Origin of the sequence: Vibrio sp. F13 (assembly GCF_020806305.2) — a bacterium.
GTDB classification, from domain to species: Bacteria; Pseudomonadota; Gammaproteobacteria; order Enterobacterales; family Vibrionaceae; genus Vibrio; species Vibrio crassostreae_C.
Map to the genome: position 1 here is coordinate 1,758,168 of NZ_CP170175.1, position 16,199 is coordinate 1,774,366.

The following is a 16,199-nucleotide window of genomic DNA, read 5'->3' on the forward strand; positions in this document are numbered from 1 at the left end:
ACCATTAACGGAGAGTAACGATGGCCGGCGCAAAAGAGATACGTAATAAAATCGGTAGTGTTAAAAGCACACAGAAGATTACGAAAGCAATGGAAATGGTAGCAGCTTCGAAAATGCGTCGTTCTCAAGACGCAATGGAAGCTACTCGTCCATATGCAGAAACAATGCGTAAAGTGATCGGTCATTTGGCTAATGGTAGCCTCGAGTATAAGCATCCTTATCTTGAGGAACGTGAAGCCAAACGTGTTGGTTACATCATCGTTTCTACAGACCGTGGTCTTTGTGGTGGTTTGAACATTAACTTGTTCAAAAAAGCTATGAACGACATGAAAGATTGGTCTGAGAAAGGTGCTGATGTAGAACTTGCAATTGTAGGTTCAAAAGCGACAGCATTTTTCAACAACAGCGGCGCGAAAGTAGCAGCTCAAGTTTCTGGTCTGGGCGATCGCCCAAGCCTTGAAGACTTGATTGGCTCTGTAAGCGTTATGCTGAAGAAATATGATGAAGGCGAATTGGATCGCCTGTTCGTAGTGTTCAACAAGTTTGAAAACACTATGGTACAAGAACCAACGATCGATCAATTACTTCCTTTGCCTAAATCAGACAGCGAAGACATGAAACGCGATCATGCTTGGGACTACATTTATGAGCCTGAGCCAAAACCACTACTAGATGCACTACTGGTTCGCTACGTCGAATCTCAAGTATATCAAGGTGTGGTCGAGAACCTTGCTTGTGAGCAAGCGGCTCGAATGATTGCTATGAAATCAGCAACAGATAACGCTGGTGACATTATTGATGACTTAGAACTTGTGTACAACAAAGCGCGTCAAGCGGCAATTACACAAGAACTTTCTGAGATCGTTTCAGGCGCAGCTGCGGTTTAAGCTTAGGTAAAACTAAATAGTTAGAGGATTAACGATGGCTACAGGTAAGATCGTACAGATCATCGGTGCGGTAGTCGACGTAGAGTTCCCACAGGGTGAAGTACCTCGTGTATACGACGCTCTGAATGTTAATGAAGTACAAGAACGTCTAGTTCTTGAAGTTCAGCAACAACTTGGCGGTGGCGTAGTTCGCGCAATCGTAATGGGTAGCTCTGATGGTTTACGTCGTGGTTTGACAGTTGAAAATACTGGCGCTCCAATCTCAGTACCAGTAGGTACTAAGACATTGGGTCGTATCATGAATGTCCTAGGTGACGCGATTGATGAGTGTGGCGAGATTGGTGCTGAAGAGCATTACGCCATTCACCGTGAAGCTCCAAGCTATGAAGAGCAGTCTAACGAGACAGCTCTTCTAGAAACTGGTGTTAAAGTAATCGACTTGATTTGTCCATTCGCTAAGGGTGGTAAAATCGGTCTATTCGGTGGTGCTGGTGTAGGTAAGACCGTTAACATGATGGAACTTATCAACAACATCGCACTTCAACACTCAGGCCTATCTGTATTTGCAGGTGTAGGTGAGCGTACTCGTGAAGGTAACGATTTCTACTTTGAGATGCAGGAAGCAGGTGTTGTAAACATCGAAAAACCTGAAGAATCAAAAGTAGCGATGGTTTACGGTCAGATGAACGAGCCACCAGGTAACCGTCTACGTGTTGCCCTGACTGGCCTAACAATGGCAGAGCGCTTCCGTGACGAAGGTCGTGACGTTCTACTGTTCGTTGATAACATCTACCGTTACACACTAGCAGGTACTGAAGTATCAGCACTTCTAGGTCGTATGCCTTCTGCGGTAGGTTACCAACCTACACTGGCTGAAGAAATGGGTGTTCTACAAGAGCGTATCACGTCAACTAAAGCTGGTTCTATCACGTCTGTACAGGCGGTATACGTACCTGCGGATGACTTGACTGACCCGTCTCCAGCAACAACGTTCGCTCACTTGGATGCAACGGTTGTACTTAACCGTAACATCGCATCTATGGGTCTATACCCTGCGATCGACCCGCTAGATTCTACTTCACGTCAACTGGATCCATTGGTAGTTGGACAAGAGCACTACGACATCGCTCGTGGCGTTCAGTCTACTCTTCAGCGCTATAAAGAGCTGAAAGATATCATTGCTATCCTAGGTATGGACGAGCTATCTGAAGAAGATAAGCAAGTTGTATCTCGTGCTCGTAAGATTGAGAAGTTCCTAACTCAGCCTTACCACGTAGCGGAAGTATTTACAGGTGACCCAGGCATTTACGTACCTCTTAAAGAGACTCTACGTGGCTTCCAAGGTCTTCTATCTGGTGAATACGATGACATTCCAGAGCAAGCGTTCATGTACTGTGGTGCAATTGACGAAGCTATCGAGAATGCTAAGAAGCTATAAGGCTAACTAGGAGGCGATATGGCAGCAATAACCTTTCACCTAGACGTTGTAAGTGCAGAGAAACAAATTTTCTCAGGCCTTGTTGAGACGTTTCAGGTGACCGGTAGTGAGGGTGAACTTGGTATTTTCCATGGTCACTGTCCACTGCTGACCGCTATCAAGCCTGGCATGGTGCGTATTGTTAAGCAGCACGGCCACGAAGAAATCATTTATGTTTCTGGTGGTATGGTAGAAGTTCAGCCTGGTACAGCAACTGTACTGGCTGATACAGCTATCCGTGGTGAAGAGCTAGACGCAGCAAAGGCGGAAGAAGCTAAGCGCAAGGCTGTGGAGAATATCCAAAATCAGCATGGCGACATAGACTTCGCACAAGCGGCCGGTGAACTGGCTAAAGCCATTGCTCAGTTACGAGTTATCGAACTGACAAAACAGCGTCGTTAATCTTTTTAAGATTACAGACTCTGAGATAAAGGCGACCTAAGGGTCGCCTTTTTGCATTTTTAGATTCTCAAAAATGCTTCTTTTACGTATCACTACTGGTTAAATGGTTATTGCGATTTAATTTTTTGCCCAAAAACGGTTACAATATCGGCTTAATAAAAATAACGTTGGATAGGTTTACAATGAAGTTTAGCGCGGTAATTCTCGCGGCGGGCAAAGGCACTCGCATGTATTCAAACACACCAAAGGTTCTGCACACACTTGCGGGTAAGCCAATGGTGAAGCATGTTATCGATACATGTAATGGTTTAGGCGCTCAAAACATCAACCTGGTTTACGGCCACGGTGGTGATCAGATGAAGGCTACTCTAGCTGAAGAATCTGTAAACTGGGCACTGCAAGCTGAGCAGCTGGGTACGGGTCACGCTGTGGATCAAGCATCTGCACATTTCGCTGATGATGAAAAAGTATTGGTGCTATACGGTGATGTTCCACTGATCTCACCTGAAACCATTGAAAACCTATTAGACGCTCAACCAAACGGTGGCATCGCGCTACTTACTGTCGTGTTAGACAACCCGATGGGCTACGGACGTATTATTCGTCGTAATGGCCCTGTTGTGGCTATCGTTGAACAGAAAGATGCAACGGATGAGCAGAAGCTTATCAAAGAGATCAATACCGGCGTTATGGTGGCGACTGGTGGCGATCTGAAGCGCTGGTTGTCAGGTCTAAGCAACGACAACGCACAGGGTGAATATTACCTGACTGACGTTATCGCTGCGGCTCACGACGAAGGTCGTGCAGTTGAAGCGGTACACCCAGTAAGCCCAATTGAAGTGGAAGGCGTTAACGATCGTTCGCAACTGGCTCGCCTAGAGCGCGCTTACCAAGCTACGCAAGCCGATAAGCTATTGAAGCAAGGCGTGATGCTACGCGACCCAAGCCGCTTTGATCTGCGTGGTGAACTGCAGTGCGGTATGGACGTTGAGATTGATACTAACGTTATCATCGAAGGCAGCGTAAGCATTGGCGATAAAGTGGTTATCGGCACTGGCTGCGTGCTGAAAGACTGTGAGATCGATGACAACACAGTTATTCGTCCATACAGCGTAATCGAAGGAGCGACTGTTGGTGAAGACTGTACGGTTGGTCCATTTACTCGCCTACGCCCTGGTGCAGACATGCGTAACGATTCGCACGTCGGTAACTTTGTTGAAGTGAAGAACACTCGCCTTGGCGAAGGCTCTAAAGCCAACCACCTGACTTATCTTGGGGATGCTGAAATTGGTCAGCGCGTAAACGTGGGTGCGGGTGCAATTACTTGTAACTACGATGGGGCGAATAAGTTTAAGACCATTATTGGTGATGACGTATTCGTTGGTTCAGACAGCCAATTAATCGCGCCTGTTACGATTGGTAATGGTGCTACCGTTGGAGCTGGCTCTACCGTAACACGCGATGTTTCTGAAAATGAGCTGGTTATCAGCCGTGCGAAAGAACGTAAGATTGCTGACTGGCAGCGTCCGACTAAGAAAAAGTAGTCTCTTAATAAATAAGATGATTTAAATGAAAGTCAGTAGTACCGCTACTGGCTTTTTCTTATTTATCTAGATATAAAAAAAGAGCGAGTAATCTCGCTCTTTTTTGTTTTCGTTAACTTAGAAACTAGTCTTGTTTCTCGTCAGCGACTACTCGAGAGTTGTCAGGTGTCGCGAAGTGTTCAGAAAGCTCTTTGTTCGAAACAATATAGCCAACCCACAACGCACCCAAACAGATCACAACGGCAATACCCGTCGCGCTTAGTGCTTGGCTAGCCATTGCCGCGACCAATGCACTTGATAGGCCACTGATACTGATTTGCAGGCTGTTTTGTAGGCCAGCAGCTGTTGCTGGGCTTTGTTTAGCGCTTGATAGGGCACGGTTTACTACGATTGGGTAAAGAGCACCGTTTGCGACAGCAATCAAACAGAAAGGTGCTAGTAGAGGCCAGATTGACGTCAGTTCCCATTGTGATGCAATAAAGATAAGCATCGCTGCTACGCTGAACAAACCGATAAGATTTCTTAGTACAACACCATCGCCATATTTCTTCACCGCTTGCTTACCGAAGTAACCACCCGCCATGAACGCGATTGTCTGTGGGATGAAGCTCAAACCGATGTCTTTTGCTTCATAACCTAGCTGAGCCATGATCTCTGGCATACCCGTTAGGTAAGCGAAGAACGCGGCAGATGCTGATGCAAACATTAAAACATTACCCATGTAAGGCTTTGATTTAAGCAACATCTTGATGTCTGTCTTAATCGATGTCTGTTTTACTTCAGGCGCTTCTTTTGGTTGAGCCATTGTTGTCGCCACTAGCAGTGCACCCATCAAGGTCAACGTGATGAAGATACTGTGCCAGCCAAAGCTATCCGCCAGTAACACACCTAGCTGAGGTGCTAGTGCAGGAGATAGCGCAACCAAAGGCATGATGGTTGCAAAAATTTGCTGGCTACTGCTTTGCGAGTAACGCTTGATAACCATTGCTTGCCAGATTACCGCAGGAGCACATACGCCGATCGCTTGAATGAATCGTAGTGTCAGTAGGTGCCATACCTCGGTGCTGAATGCTAAGCCGAATGAAGCTGCAGTAAAGATAACAAGACCAACCGCCAGCGTATTACGGTGACCATACTTGTCACTCGCCAGACCCCAAAGAAGCTGACCCATTGCCATACCACCAAGGAATACCGTTAGAGACAGAGCAATCTGCTCTGGGCCGGTTGCGAAATCAACTTCCATTGCCTTAAATGCAGGAAGGTACATATCGGTCGCAATAAAGCCAAGCATTGAAAGAACTGCAAGGTAGACCAATTGAAATTTAGAAATATTCATAAGATGCCATTAAGCTAAAGGTAGTGATGTTTTTATCATCAAAAAAATTGTTTGATATACAGAAGTGAAAGCCCCTGTTTATTTATGCTGACATTCTATTTTTCAGACCTGATAAAATAAAACGCTAAAATATGTGGTTATCAATCAAAAAATTTGAAGGCTTATGTTCTCTAAATCCTCTTTAGAAATGCTCGATACGGTTGCTCGCTTAGGCAGTTTTACTGCGGCGGCAGAACAATTGCACAAAGTACCATCGGCGATCAGCTACGGTGTTAGGCAGGTTGAGCAAGAACTGGATGTTCTACTTTTCAGACGTTTACCAAGAAAAGTAGAGCTGACACCGGCAGGTGAATTGTTCATTGAAGAGGCACGTGCGTTACTGAGGCAGATGGAAGAGGTCAGTGCTCAGACTCGCCGAGCGGCGCGTGGCTGGAAGAAAACCTTGCGCCTAACGCTCGATAACGTGGTTAAGCTCGACAAAATGAAGCCGATGATTGAAGAGTTCTACCAAACCTTTGAGTTTGCAGAGCTTCAGATCAACATGGAGGTGTTTAATGGCTCTTGGGAAGCGATTGCACAGGGCAGAGCGGATATTGTGATTGGCGCAACCTCAGCGATACCGGTCGGTGGCGACTTTGAGGTTAAAGATATGGGACGCCTAGATTGGGCGTTTGTAATGTCGCCAAGTCACCCGTGTGTGCGAGAGCAAAACCTCAACGAAGAATTTGTTAGCCAGTATCCCGCGATATGTTTGGACGATACCTCTAGTGTGCTCCCCAAGCGACACACAGGTCACTACTCAAGTCAAAGACGCCTGTTGTTACCCAACTGGTATAGCGCCATAGAGTGTCTTAAAAATGGAGTAGGAGTGGGTTATATGCCAAGGCACATTGCCGCGCCAATTATCGAACAAGGCCTGCTGGTGGAGAAAATACTGCCTGAACCGAGTCCGCAGAGTCATTGTTGTTTGGTATGGCGAAAAGACGATAACCATAAACTGATCGAATGGATGGTGAAGTACCTAGGATCGAGTGAGCAACTTCACCAAGATTGGTTGGATCATCGCAAGGCGATCTAATGATCTGTTTACAAGAAGATCCTTTTCAAGCTTGAGCTGAATCAGCACCAATAAAAAGAGCGAGTAAATACTCGCTCTTTTTTGATTCGGTCGTTAACTCTTATGACAAGAAGAACTTGTAGGAAGGGTTATCGGTTTCATCTTTACACTGATAGCCAAGCTCTCGTAGATGTGTTGAGAACTGAGCTAAATCATCATCATCCAGTTCGAATCCACACAATACACGGCCGTAATCAGCGCCGTGGTTACGGTAGTTGAACAGGCTGATATTCCAATGGGTACCTAAGGTATCAAGGAACTTAATCAATGCTCCTGGGTATTCAGGAAACTCGAAGCTGTATAGGCGCTCTTTCAATGGTTTTGATGGTTTGCCACCAATCATGTAACGAATGTGCAGTTTTGCCATCTCATCATCAGAGAGATCGACAACCGGGTAGCCGCCCTCACGTAAGTCATTGATGATGTGTTCGAGTTCTTCTTGACCACCTTGTAGGCGTACACCAACGAAGATATTCGCTAGGCTTTCGTCGTTGTGGCGGTAGTTAAACTCAGTTACCGCTCGACCACCAATAATATTACAGAACTCTAGGAATGCTCCTTGTCGCTCTGGAATCGTAACCGCAAGTAGACCTTCTCGCTTCTCACCTAGTTCACAACGTTCAGAGACATAACGCAGACCATGGAAGTTGGTATTAGCACCAGAAAGTACAGTTGCCAGTTGTTTGCCTTGCAGTTGGTTCTGCTCTGCAAACTTCTTTAAACCAGCCAGAGCAAGCGCACCAGAAGGCTCTGCAATCGCACGAGTGTCTTCAAAGATGTCTTTGACCGCAGAGCAGATCTCATCGCTAGACACGGCAATGTGACCATCGATGTACTGCTGACACAGACGGAATGTCTCTTCACCAATGCGCTTAACCGCAACGCCATCGGCAAACATGCTGACTTGATCCAGTACTACTGGCTCACCGGCATCCAGTGCTGCTTTCAAGCAAGATGAATCTTCAGGTTCAACCGCGATGACTTTTATTTCCGGCATCAATTGCTTAACTAGCACGGCAACACCCGCAGCCAAACCACCACCACCGACAGGCACAAAGATGTAATCCATGTGACCATTTTGCTGAAGCATTTCCATACCCATGGTGCCCTGTCCGGCGATCACCAATGGGTGATCGAATGGAGGCACAAAGGTGTAGCCATGTTCAGCGGAAAGGCGTTCTGCTTCAGCTTTAGCTTCATCAAAGTTGCTGCCGTGTAGAACTACGTTACCGCCAAAGCCACGTACCGCATCAACCTTGATGTCTGGTGTGGTTTTTGGCATCACAATCGTGGTTTGAATACCAAGCTTAGAACCGGACAGCGCCATACCTTGAGCATGGTTACCTGCCGATGCTGCAATCACACCTGCGGCTTTCTGTTGCTCTGAAAGGCTTGATACCATGTTGTAGGCACCACGTAGCTTGAACGAGTGGACCGGCTGACGGTCTTCACGCTTTAGCTGAACCTGATTACCAATGCGAGCACTTAAGCGAGGCATCTCTTGCAGAGGTGTCACGATTGCGGCTTCGTAAACTGGCGCTCTCAGGATCTGACGCAGATAATCTGCGCCAGTTTGTTTTTGGGGACTGACCGTGTCATCACTCATAGACTAGCCCTCTAGCTTAGACTTATCACGCACGGCGCCTTTGTCGGCACTGGTCGCCATGCTTGCGTAAGCTTTCAGTGCGAAAGACACTTCACGCTGACGGTTTTCTGGTTTCCAGCCTAGTGCGTCTTGCTTAACACGACGCGCTTCTAGTTCAGCTTCAGGCACATCAAGTGTGATCGAACGGCTAGGGATGTCGATAGTGATGATATCGCCAGTGTTTACTAGACCAATCACACCGCCACTTGCTGCTTCTGGAGAAGCGTGACCGATAGACAGACCCGATGTACCACCCGAGAAACGACCATCTGTTAATAGAGCACAAGACTTGCCTAGACCCATAGATTTTAGGTAAGTGGTTGGGTAAAGCATTTCTTGCATGCCCGGACCACCTTTAGGACCTTCGTAACGAATAACAACCACTTCGCCCGCTTTCACTTTGCCACCTAAGATGCCATCAACAGCACTATCTTGGCTTTCAAATACGATAGCAGGACCTTGGAATTTCAGGTTCTCTTCATCAACACCTGCTGTCTTAACGATACAACCGTCAACGGCGATGTTGCCTGAAAGTACGGCTAGGCCACCTTCTTGGCTGAATGCATTCTCTTTAGTACGGATACAACCTTCTTTACGGTCGTCATCAAGACGATCCCAACGGCAATCTTGTGAGAAGGCTTTGGTGGTACGAATACCTGCTGGGCCCGCGCGGAAGAACTTAAGTACCGCTTCGTCTTCTGTCTGCATGATGTCGTATTGAGCTAGCTGCTCTTGCATGCTTAGGCCAAGTACAGTGCGAGTTTGGTTGTTCAGTAGGCCTGCGCGGTCTAGTTCACCTAGGATAGCCATAACACCACCAGCGCGGTGAACGTCTTCCATGTGGTATTTAGGTGTTGAAGGCGCAACCTTACATAGGTGTGGAACGCGGCGAGACATCTCGTCGATATCACCCATATCAAAGTCGACTTCACCTTCTTGAGCTGCTGCCAATAGGTGAAGAACGGTGTTACTCGAGCCACCCATTGCGATATCTAGAGCCATTGCATTTTCAAAGGCTGCGCGGTTCGCGATGTTACGAGGCAGTGCTGATGCGTCATCTTGCTCGTAGTAACGCTTAGTCAGGTCAACGATACGCTTACCAGCATTGATGAATAGCTCTTCACGGTCAGCGTGCGTTGCTAGCATAGAACCGTTACCAGGCTGAGATAGGCCTAGCGCTTCAGTTAGACAGTTCATTGAGTTAGCCGTGAACATACCTGAACAAGAACCACATGTCGGACACGCAGAACGTTCTACTTGCTCACTTTGCTCATCAGAAATCGTTGGATCGGCACCTTGAATCATTGCATCAACAAGGTCTAACTTGATGATTTGATCGGAAAGCTTGGTTTTACCTGCTTCCATTGGGCCGCCTGATACAAAGATCACTGGGATGTTAAGGCGCATTGCAGCCATCATCATTCCCGGAGTGATTTTGTCACAGTTAGAGATACATACCATCGCATCCGCACAGTGAGCATTCACCATGTACTCTACTGAGTCTGCGATAAGCTCACGTGATGGCAGTGAGTACAGCATGCCACCGTGACCCATTGCGATACCATCATCAACTGCGATGGTGTTGAATTCTTTAGCGATACCGCCCGCTTTCTCGATTTCACCTGCTACCAATTGACCCATATCTTTAAGGTGAACGTGGCCTGGTACGAATTGAGTGAAAGAGTTTACAACTGCGATGATTGGCTTACCGAAGTCATCATCTTTAACGCCAGTTGCACGCCATAAAGCGCGCGCACCAGCCATGTTGCGTCCGTGGGTAGTCGTTGCTGAACGATAGATTGGCATTGCTTAAATCCTTATAAAATATTTGGCTGTTGCTTACTTAGTTGTTTGCGTTTGGTTTTCTGAAGTTTGGTCTGCTGGGTAAACGTAGTCTAACCAGCCCCACTTATCTTCAGTGGTTCCATTGAATAGACCAAAGTAAGCCGCTTGAACTTTTTCAGTGATAGGACCGCGTTTGCCTTCACCTACTGTAATTTTGTCTACGCTGCGAACCGGAACGATTTCCGCCGCTGTGCCTGTCATGAATACTTCATCGGCAAGGTATAGCGCTTCACGAGCAATGTTCTCTTCACGGATCTCATAACCCATGTCTTTTGCTAGTGTCATGATCGAATCACGCGTGATACCCGGCAGAATCGCACTGGTCGCTGGTGGTGTGGATAGCACGCCGTTACGTACCACAAAGATGTTCTCACCAGCCCCTTCAGAAAGGTAACCATCAACACTCAGTGCGATGCCTTCATCGTAACCATGACGGCGAGCTTCGCCACCAACTAATAGTGAAGATAGGTAGTTACCACCGGCTTTTGCTGCGGTTGGGATCGTGTTTGGAGCGGCACGGTTCCAGCTAGAAATCATTGCATCAACGCCGTTTTCTAGTGCTTCTTCGCCTAGGTAAGACCCCCAAGGGAAAGCAGCGATGATCAGTTCCATCTCAGTATTTTCTGGCGGGCAGACACCCAAACCAACGTTACCTACGAAACCTAGAGGGCGGATGTACGCTGACTCTAGCTTATTTTGGCGTAGCGTTTCGCGAGTCGCTTCCATAATTTCTTCCTCAGTGTAAGGAATAGGGAAGCGATAGATTTTTGCTGAGTCTTTTAGGCGCTTAGCATGTTCAGGGTGACGGAAGATAACCGGCCCTTTTGGTGTGTTGTAACAACGAACACCTTCAAACACAGAAGTACCGTAGTGCATTGCGTGAGTCAGGACGTGAACGTTCGCCTCTGCCCAAGGAACCATCTCACCGTTAAACCAAATATAGTCTGCTGTTTTAGCTGTCATGTTTGCGGTTCCTTATGCGTTTATCTTTTGTTGTAAGTTGTTGTTTGGCAGTTCATTACGGCTGATCGAGATAACGTCAACGGTACGTACATCCCACAGCTTTTCGATTTGGTTTACCAAGAACGAGATCGGACGGTCACTGTCTACGATGATCTCAACACTCGCCACTTTGCTTTCGTGGTTTTGAGTGCCCGCAACTTGCTTAACAATGAAGCCACGGTGGCGGATAACACGAAGAACACGCTCTAGTAGTACAGGCTTATCATCGGCTTTGATGTCTAATAGGTATCTTTTCATGTTATGTGTTCTCCAACATCTCACTGTTTGAAGCACCTGGCGGTACTAGTGGCCATACGTTTTCTTCTTCATCGATAAGAACATGAAGTAGGTAAGCGGTTTTGCTCTCTAGCATCTCTTTCAATGCTGGTTCTACTTCTTCTTTACGAGTGATGGTTTTGCCCGGGATATCGAACGCTTTCGCGAGCATCACGAAATCAGGGTTGTCATCTAAGATAGTTTCACTGTGGCGGCCATCAAAGAACAGCGATTGCCATTGGCGAACCATGCCCAAACGAGAGTTATTAAGCAGTACCATCTTCACTGGGATCTGACGACGCTTCAATGTGCCAAGCTCTTGAATGTTCATCATGAACGAGCCGTCACCAGAGATAAGTATAGATTGGTCGTCAGGACGCCCAACCGATGCACCCATTGCAGCTGGCAAGCCAAAGCCCATGGTGCCTAAACCGGCAGAGGTAATGAAGTTCTGTGGATCGCGAGGCTGAATGTGCTGAGCTGCCCACATTTGGTGTTGGCCCACATCAGTCGATACGATAGAGCTTGCTGGCATCATGTCTGACAGTTGCTTCAACAGCAGTGGAGCAAAAATCAGATCACCAGGGTGGTCGTAACGCCATTTGAATGAGCTACGAAGACCTTCAGAGTGATGAACCCAAGAGGAGATGTCTTGGCTTAGCTCTAGTTGAGGCATGATCTTGTTGATGTCACCGCGAATTGGCGCATTGGCAAGACGCAGTTTGCTGAACTCAGCGGCATCGATATCGATATGGATAACCTTAGCATGCGGCGCAAAGGTATCGAGTTTGCCAGTTACTCGGTCATCAAAACGAGCACCGACAACAATCAACAGGTCACTCTCTTGAACCACAAGGTTAGCGGCTTTAGTGCCGTGCATACCCAGCATGCCAAGGTAGTGTGGGTCGTCACGTTCGATAGTGCCCAAGCCTTTCAGTGTGCTTACTGCTGGCATTGGGTTTAGGCGTAAAAACTCACGAACCGCATCGGTTGCTTTAGCAAGTTGAACACCACCACCTACGTATAAAACAGGACGGGTCGCTTGAGACAAAAAGTACTGTGCCTGTTCAATGGCATCAGTTGTCGCAACAGGAATTGCGGGTGGAGTAAATTCAGGAAGAGCGTTAACAGGTGCTTCTGCTAGTTGAACGTCTTTAGCGATATCGACGATAACCGGGCCAGGGCGGCCAGACTTTGCTACCACAAACGCTTCAGCGAGGGTTGGAGCTAGCTCTTCAATATCAGTTACTAGGTAGCTGTGTTTAGTACATGACAGAGACATACCAATCACATCCATTTCTTGGAATGCATCGGTACCAATGTGGGAACTTGCAACCTGACCTGTGATAGCAACCAATGGGATTGAATCCATAAAGGCATCAGCAAGGCCAGTGACTAGGTTGGTTGCACCTGGTCCCGAGGTTGCCATACAAACAGCGACATCTTGTGTTGCTCTAGCCATGCCGATCGCGGCCATAGCGGCGCCTTGCTCATGGCGACATAGGATATGTTCAACCCCGCCGTCATAGAGTGCATCGTAGATTGGCATGATGGCACCACCGGGGTAACCAAATACGGTCTCAATTCCTTGTTGCTTGAGTGCGGATACGACTAGTTCTGCGCCTTTCATCGGAATTCTCCCGTATTACCTTTATTTTGGTAACTGTTTCCTTTGTCTCTGCACATCTTGTGCTCCCATTCTTCCTGTAAATCGGCAAAGCCGAAAATGCTCAAAAATATAAAAATCGAATGTTTAAATTAGAAAAAACCCCCGGACTTGTCAGTGCGGGGGTTTTTTCTAATTCGTGGTTACTTTCTTCCCACTCGCCCCCGCGCAGTCTTAATAATGACTACGATAATCAGGTTAATCAGGTTAATCAGTGCGTAAATGCGAGCGTTAAAAATCATAATATTCGAGTTTTCTCGTTTATTGTCTTCAGTAAATGTCTACATCTCTAGTGTTATCACACAAATCTGCCGCATGACAAGGGAAATGTCATTCTTTTTTCACATTAAAATACCATTCCACCAAGCTATATAACAACCTTATCGCTTTGGTGAGCAACGAATATCCAGAGCGAATACTTTTAAATCAAAGACAAAGGAAAGTTATGGGACTCGCGATAATTCATAGCCGAGCTAGTGTGGGTGTAGAGGCGCCAGAAGTGACCGTTGAGGTGCATATAAGCAACGGAATGCCTGGCTTCACGCTGGTGGGTCTACCTGAAACAACGGTCAAGGAATCTAAAGACCGAGTGAGAAGCGCGATCATCAATTCTCGCTTTGAGTTTCCATCGAAAAGAATCACGGTCAATCTCGCCCCAGCCGATTTGCCCAAAGAAGGTGGCCGTTTTGACCTGCCCATCGCGCTTGGGATTTTGGTGGCGTCAGATCAGCTTCCGACATCAAAAATAGCTCAACATGAATTTATCGGTGAGTTGGCATTGTCAGGAGAACTTCGCTCGGTAAAGGGCGTTTTGCCTGCGACGTTAGCCGCCGACAGTGTAGAGCGATGCTTAGTTGTCCCACATCATAACGGTGATCAGGCTGCGCTGGTGGGCAAGGGAGCGCATAAATCTGCACAAACCTTGTTGGAGGTTTGTGCTGACATGTGTGGACAGGCTCAGCTTGGGCTATATAGAACGGAACATCATCAGGCTGATGTTTCAGTGCTTCGCGACCTACAAGATATTATCGGCCAACAACAAGGAAAGCGAGCTCTAGAGATAGCCGCTGCTGGGAATCATAACTTATTGTTTCTTGGCCCACCCGGAACCGGAAAAACTATGCTCGCTTCTCGACTGCGTGACCTATTACCTGAAATGAGTGATGACGAAGCGATGGAAACCGCGTCGGTGGCCTCGTTAACGCAACAAGAAATCAATCAATACAACTGGAAGCAACGACCTTTTCGCTCTCCTCACCATTCCAGTTCAATGGCGGCATTAGTGGGTGGTGGTTCGGTGCCTCGCCCCGGAGAGATCTCTTTAGCGCATAACGGCTTATTGTTCTTAGATGAGATGCCGGAGTTTGAGCGCAAGGTGCTTGATTCATTACGAGAGCCACTAGAGTCGGGCGAGATCATTATCTCCCGTGCTGCGGGCAAGACTCGTTTTCCTGCGCGTTTTCAATTGGTCGGTGCACTTAACCCAAGTCCAACGGGTTATTACGAAGGTAACCAGGCGCGCGCCAACCCACAGATCATCCTGCGTTACCTCAATCGCTTATCTGGGCCCTTGCTGGATAGGTTCGATATGTCATTGGAGATACCTCTGTTGCCAAAAGGAATGTTGGCCGAAGGCGGTGATCGCGGTGAAACCACTCAAGTAGTTAAGCAAAGGGTTAGGCAGGCGCGAGAGTTAATGCTATCTCGCAACCATAAATCGAATGCACTGTTAGGTAGCCGAGAAATTGAGAAGTATTGCCCACTGCGACGCGAAGATGCAGAGTTTCTTGAGACAGCACTACATCGCTTGGGTTTATCGATTCGTGCTTATCATCGAATTATTAAGGTGGCACGAACCATTGCCGACCTTGACGGTAACGAGCAGATCGAAAAGAAACATCTATCAGAAGCGCTAGGCTATCGCGCGATGGATCGCTTGCTGAAACAACTCACGGCTCAAGCTGTCTAGCAAGCAGAAAAAGCCTGCTTAGATGCAGGCTTTCGTTGGATTGCAGTTCATACTCGCTAAGGTTAGAACTTGTAGTTCAAGCCAACTGAAACTATATATTGAGACTCGTCGTAGAAGGTAATGTTCGAGTCGCTGGTGCCGTAGCCTGCCAGTGAAATAAACGACCAGTTTTCCCAATCCATGAATTGATCATACTCATAGGCGGCGAATAGGTTGATATTGTCGTCGCTGCGTTTCTTGTCGTAGATCGGGTTGCTCGCATCGTAAGAGCGTTGGTTGTAACCCGCTGTTAGTGCGTACTTGTGACGCCCCATGCCACCAAACAAGCTTACCTCACCACCGAATTGGTCGTAAGATTCAGCTTTACCATCAGCATCACGTGTTTGATAGATGACGGATGGAATAAGCATCATGGTACGACTAAGTGGCAGGCGATATTGACCTTTCAAGTAGAGAGTATTGGCATCTCGTTTGAGCTCTTGATCTTGAATATCATCCTTGTCGACATCTTTGGTCGCATAGGCCATGTCTAGCGAGAAAGCTGAGCCCGCAATGTTGCTTAGCTTCAAACGAAACGCATTGCCAGTTTCATCGGTCTTGGTGCGAGCTGATGTGGTGTTGTATGGATCAGCCCAAGTTTCACCAGACATAATGGTTGGCAGCAGTGAAGCGTCGATCACCATGCCTGACTCAAGTTGGTATTTGTAACCGACTTCGAGAACTACAGTACCTGTTGCTACATCATCTCGCGCGGTACCTGTGTATACCTGATGGTTTAGCTTTTCACCAAAGGTATAAGCAACACTACCTAAAGGAGCAACCAGAAAAGAGCTTTCCGAAGAAGCCTTCTGATCTGTGGATGAAAGATTGCTATCAGCATCGGTATTAAAGTTCGAGGTGGAAGAGGTAACCCCGGTATTGAGAGAGATTTCACCACTGAAACCTTGTTGGTCTGCAAGCTTGGCAAAAGCGGGAGAAGCCGCAACGCTCAATGCCAAGAGAGTTATTTTTATTTTCATTCAAGGGCTCCTTG

13 protein-coding genes are annotated in these 16,199 nt (G+C 47.3%); 6 read left to right on the top strand and 7 right to left on the bottom strand.

Annotated elements, in window-relative coordinates:
• Positions 1-20: 20 nt before the first annotated feature.
• The 4 genes from atpG to glmU all read left to right on the top strand — a co-directional run bounded on the left by atpG (position 21) and on the right by glmU (position 4,310).
• Positions 21-887, top strand: coding sequence for a F0F1 ATP synthase subunit gamma (gene atpG / locus LMH68_RS08025; RefSeq protein WP_017058793.1), 867 nt, complete (start codon positions 21-23; stop codon positions 885-887).
• Positions 888-921: 34 nt separating this feature from the next.
• On the top strand, positions 922-2,325 hold the full coding sequence (atpD, locus tag LMH68_RS08030; RefSeq protein ID WP_017058792.1) for a F0F1 ATP synthase subunit beta: 1,404 nt from the start codon (positions 922-924) through the stop codon (positions 2,323-2,325).
• An 18-nt stretch (positions 2,326-2,343) separates the two neighbouring features.
• The gene (locus LMH68_RS08035; protein WP_017058791.1) at positions 2,344-2,766 is read left to right on the top strand and encodes a F0F1 ATP synthase subunit epsilon; all 423 of its coding nucleotides are present in this window, start codon (positions 2,344-2,346) and stop codon (positions 2,764-2,766) included.
• A gap of 182 nt (positions 2,767-2,948) precedes the next feature.
• A complete protein-coding gene (gene glmU, locus LMH68_RS08040) occupies positions 2,949-4,310 on the top strand; it encodes a bifunctional UDP-N-acetylglucosamine diphosphorylase/glucosamine-1-phosphate N-acetyltransferase GlmU (RefSeq protein ID WP_229648149.1) in 1,362 nt (453 codons plus the stop codon).
• A gap of 124 nt (positions 4,311-4,434) precedes the next feature.
• Here glmU and punC read toward each other — a convergent pair whose 3' ends face one another.
• Entirely contained in the window at positions 4,435-5,646 is a 1,212-nt protein-coding gene (gene punC / locus LMH68_RS08045) for a purine nucleoside transporter PunC (RefSeq protein WP_017063021.1), read from the bottom strand.
• Positions 5,647-5,809: 163 nt separating this feature from the next.
• Here punC and punR point away from each other — a divergent pair, with 163 nt between their 5' ends.
• Positions 5,810-6,724, top strand: a complete 915-nt coding sequence (gene punR, locus LMH68_RS08050) for a DNA-binding transcriptional activator PunR (protein WP_017067697.1) — start codon at positions 5,810-5,812, stop codon at positions 6,722-6,724.
• Positions 6,725-6,824: 100 nt separating this feature from the next.
• On the opposite strand, the gene ilvA is transcribed toward punR, so the two are convergent.
• From ilvA to ilvG, 5 genes are read right to left on the bottom strand one after another with little or no spacing between them, the layout of a single operon-like run.
• Positions 6,825-8,369, bottom strand: coding sequence for a threonine ammonia-lyase, biosynthetic (gene ilvA / locus LMH68_RS08055; protein WP_102429012.1), 1,545 nt, complete (start codon positions 8,367-8,369; stop codon positions 6,825-6,827).
• Between the two features lie 3 nt (positions 8,370-8,372).
• Complete coding sequence (gene ilvD / locus LMH68_RS08060; protein ID WP_065584155.1) at positions 8,373-10,214, bottom strand: dihydroxy-acid dehydratase; 1,842 nt, start codon at positions 10,212-10,214, stop codon at positions 8,373-8,375.
• A gap of 33 nt (positions 10,215-10,247) precedes the next feature.
• Positions 10,248-11,216, bottom strand: coding sequence for a branched-chain amino acid transaminase (locus LMH68_RS08065; protein WP_017063017.1), 969 nt, complete (start codon positions 11,214-11,216; stop codon positions 10,248-10,250).
• Positions 11,217-11,228: 12 nt separating this feature from the next.
• Positions 11,229-11,513, bottom strand: a complete 285-nt coding sequence (gene ilvM, locus LMH68_RS08070; RefSeq protein WP_017055442.1) for an acetolactate synthase 2 small subunit — start codon at positions 11,511-11,513, stop codon at positions 11,229-11,231.
• A gap of 1 nt (position 11,514) precedes the next feature.
• Complete coding sequence (gene ilvG / locus LMH68_RS08075; protein WP_102321080.1) at positions 11,515-13,161, bottom strand: acetolactate synthase 2 catalytic subunit; 1,647 nt, start codon at positions 13,159-13,161, stop codon at positions 11,515-11,517.
• 481 nt (positions 13,162-13,642) lie between these two features.
• Here ilvG and LMH68_RS08080 point away from each other — a divergent pair, with 481 nt between their 5' ends.
• Positions 13,643-15,166: a YifB family Mg chelatase-like AAA ATPase gene (locus tag LMH68_RS08080; protein WP_017058783.1), complete on the top strand. Its 1,524-nt coding sequence runs from the start codon at positions 13,643-13,645 to the stop codon at positions 15,164-15,166.
• 62 nt (positions 15,167-15,228) lie between these two features.
• Here LMH68_RS08080 and LMH68_RS08085 read toward each other — a convergent pair whose 3' ends face one another.
• Entirely contained in the window at positions 15,229-16,185 is a 957-nt protein-coding gene (locus tag LMH68_RS08085) for a DUF2860 domain-containing protein (RefSeq protein ID WP_017066751.1), read from the bottom strand.
• Positions 16,186-16,199: the final 14 nt, after the last annotated feature.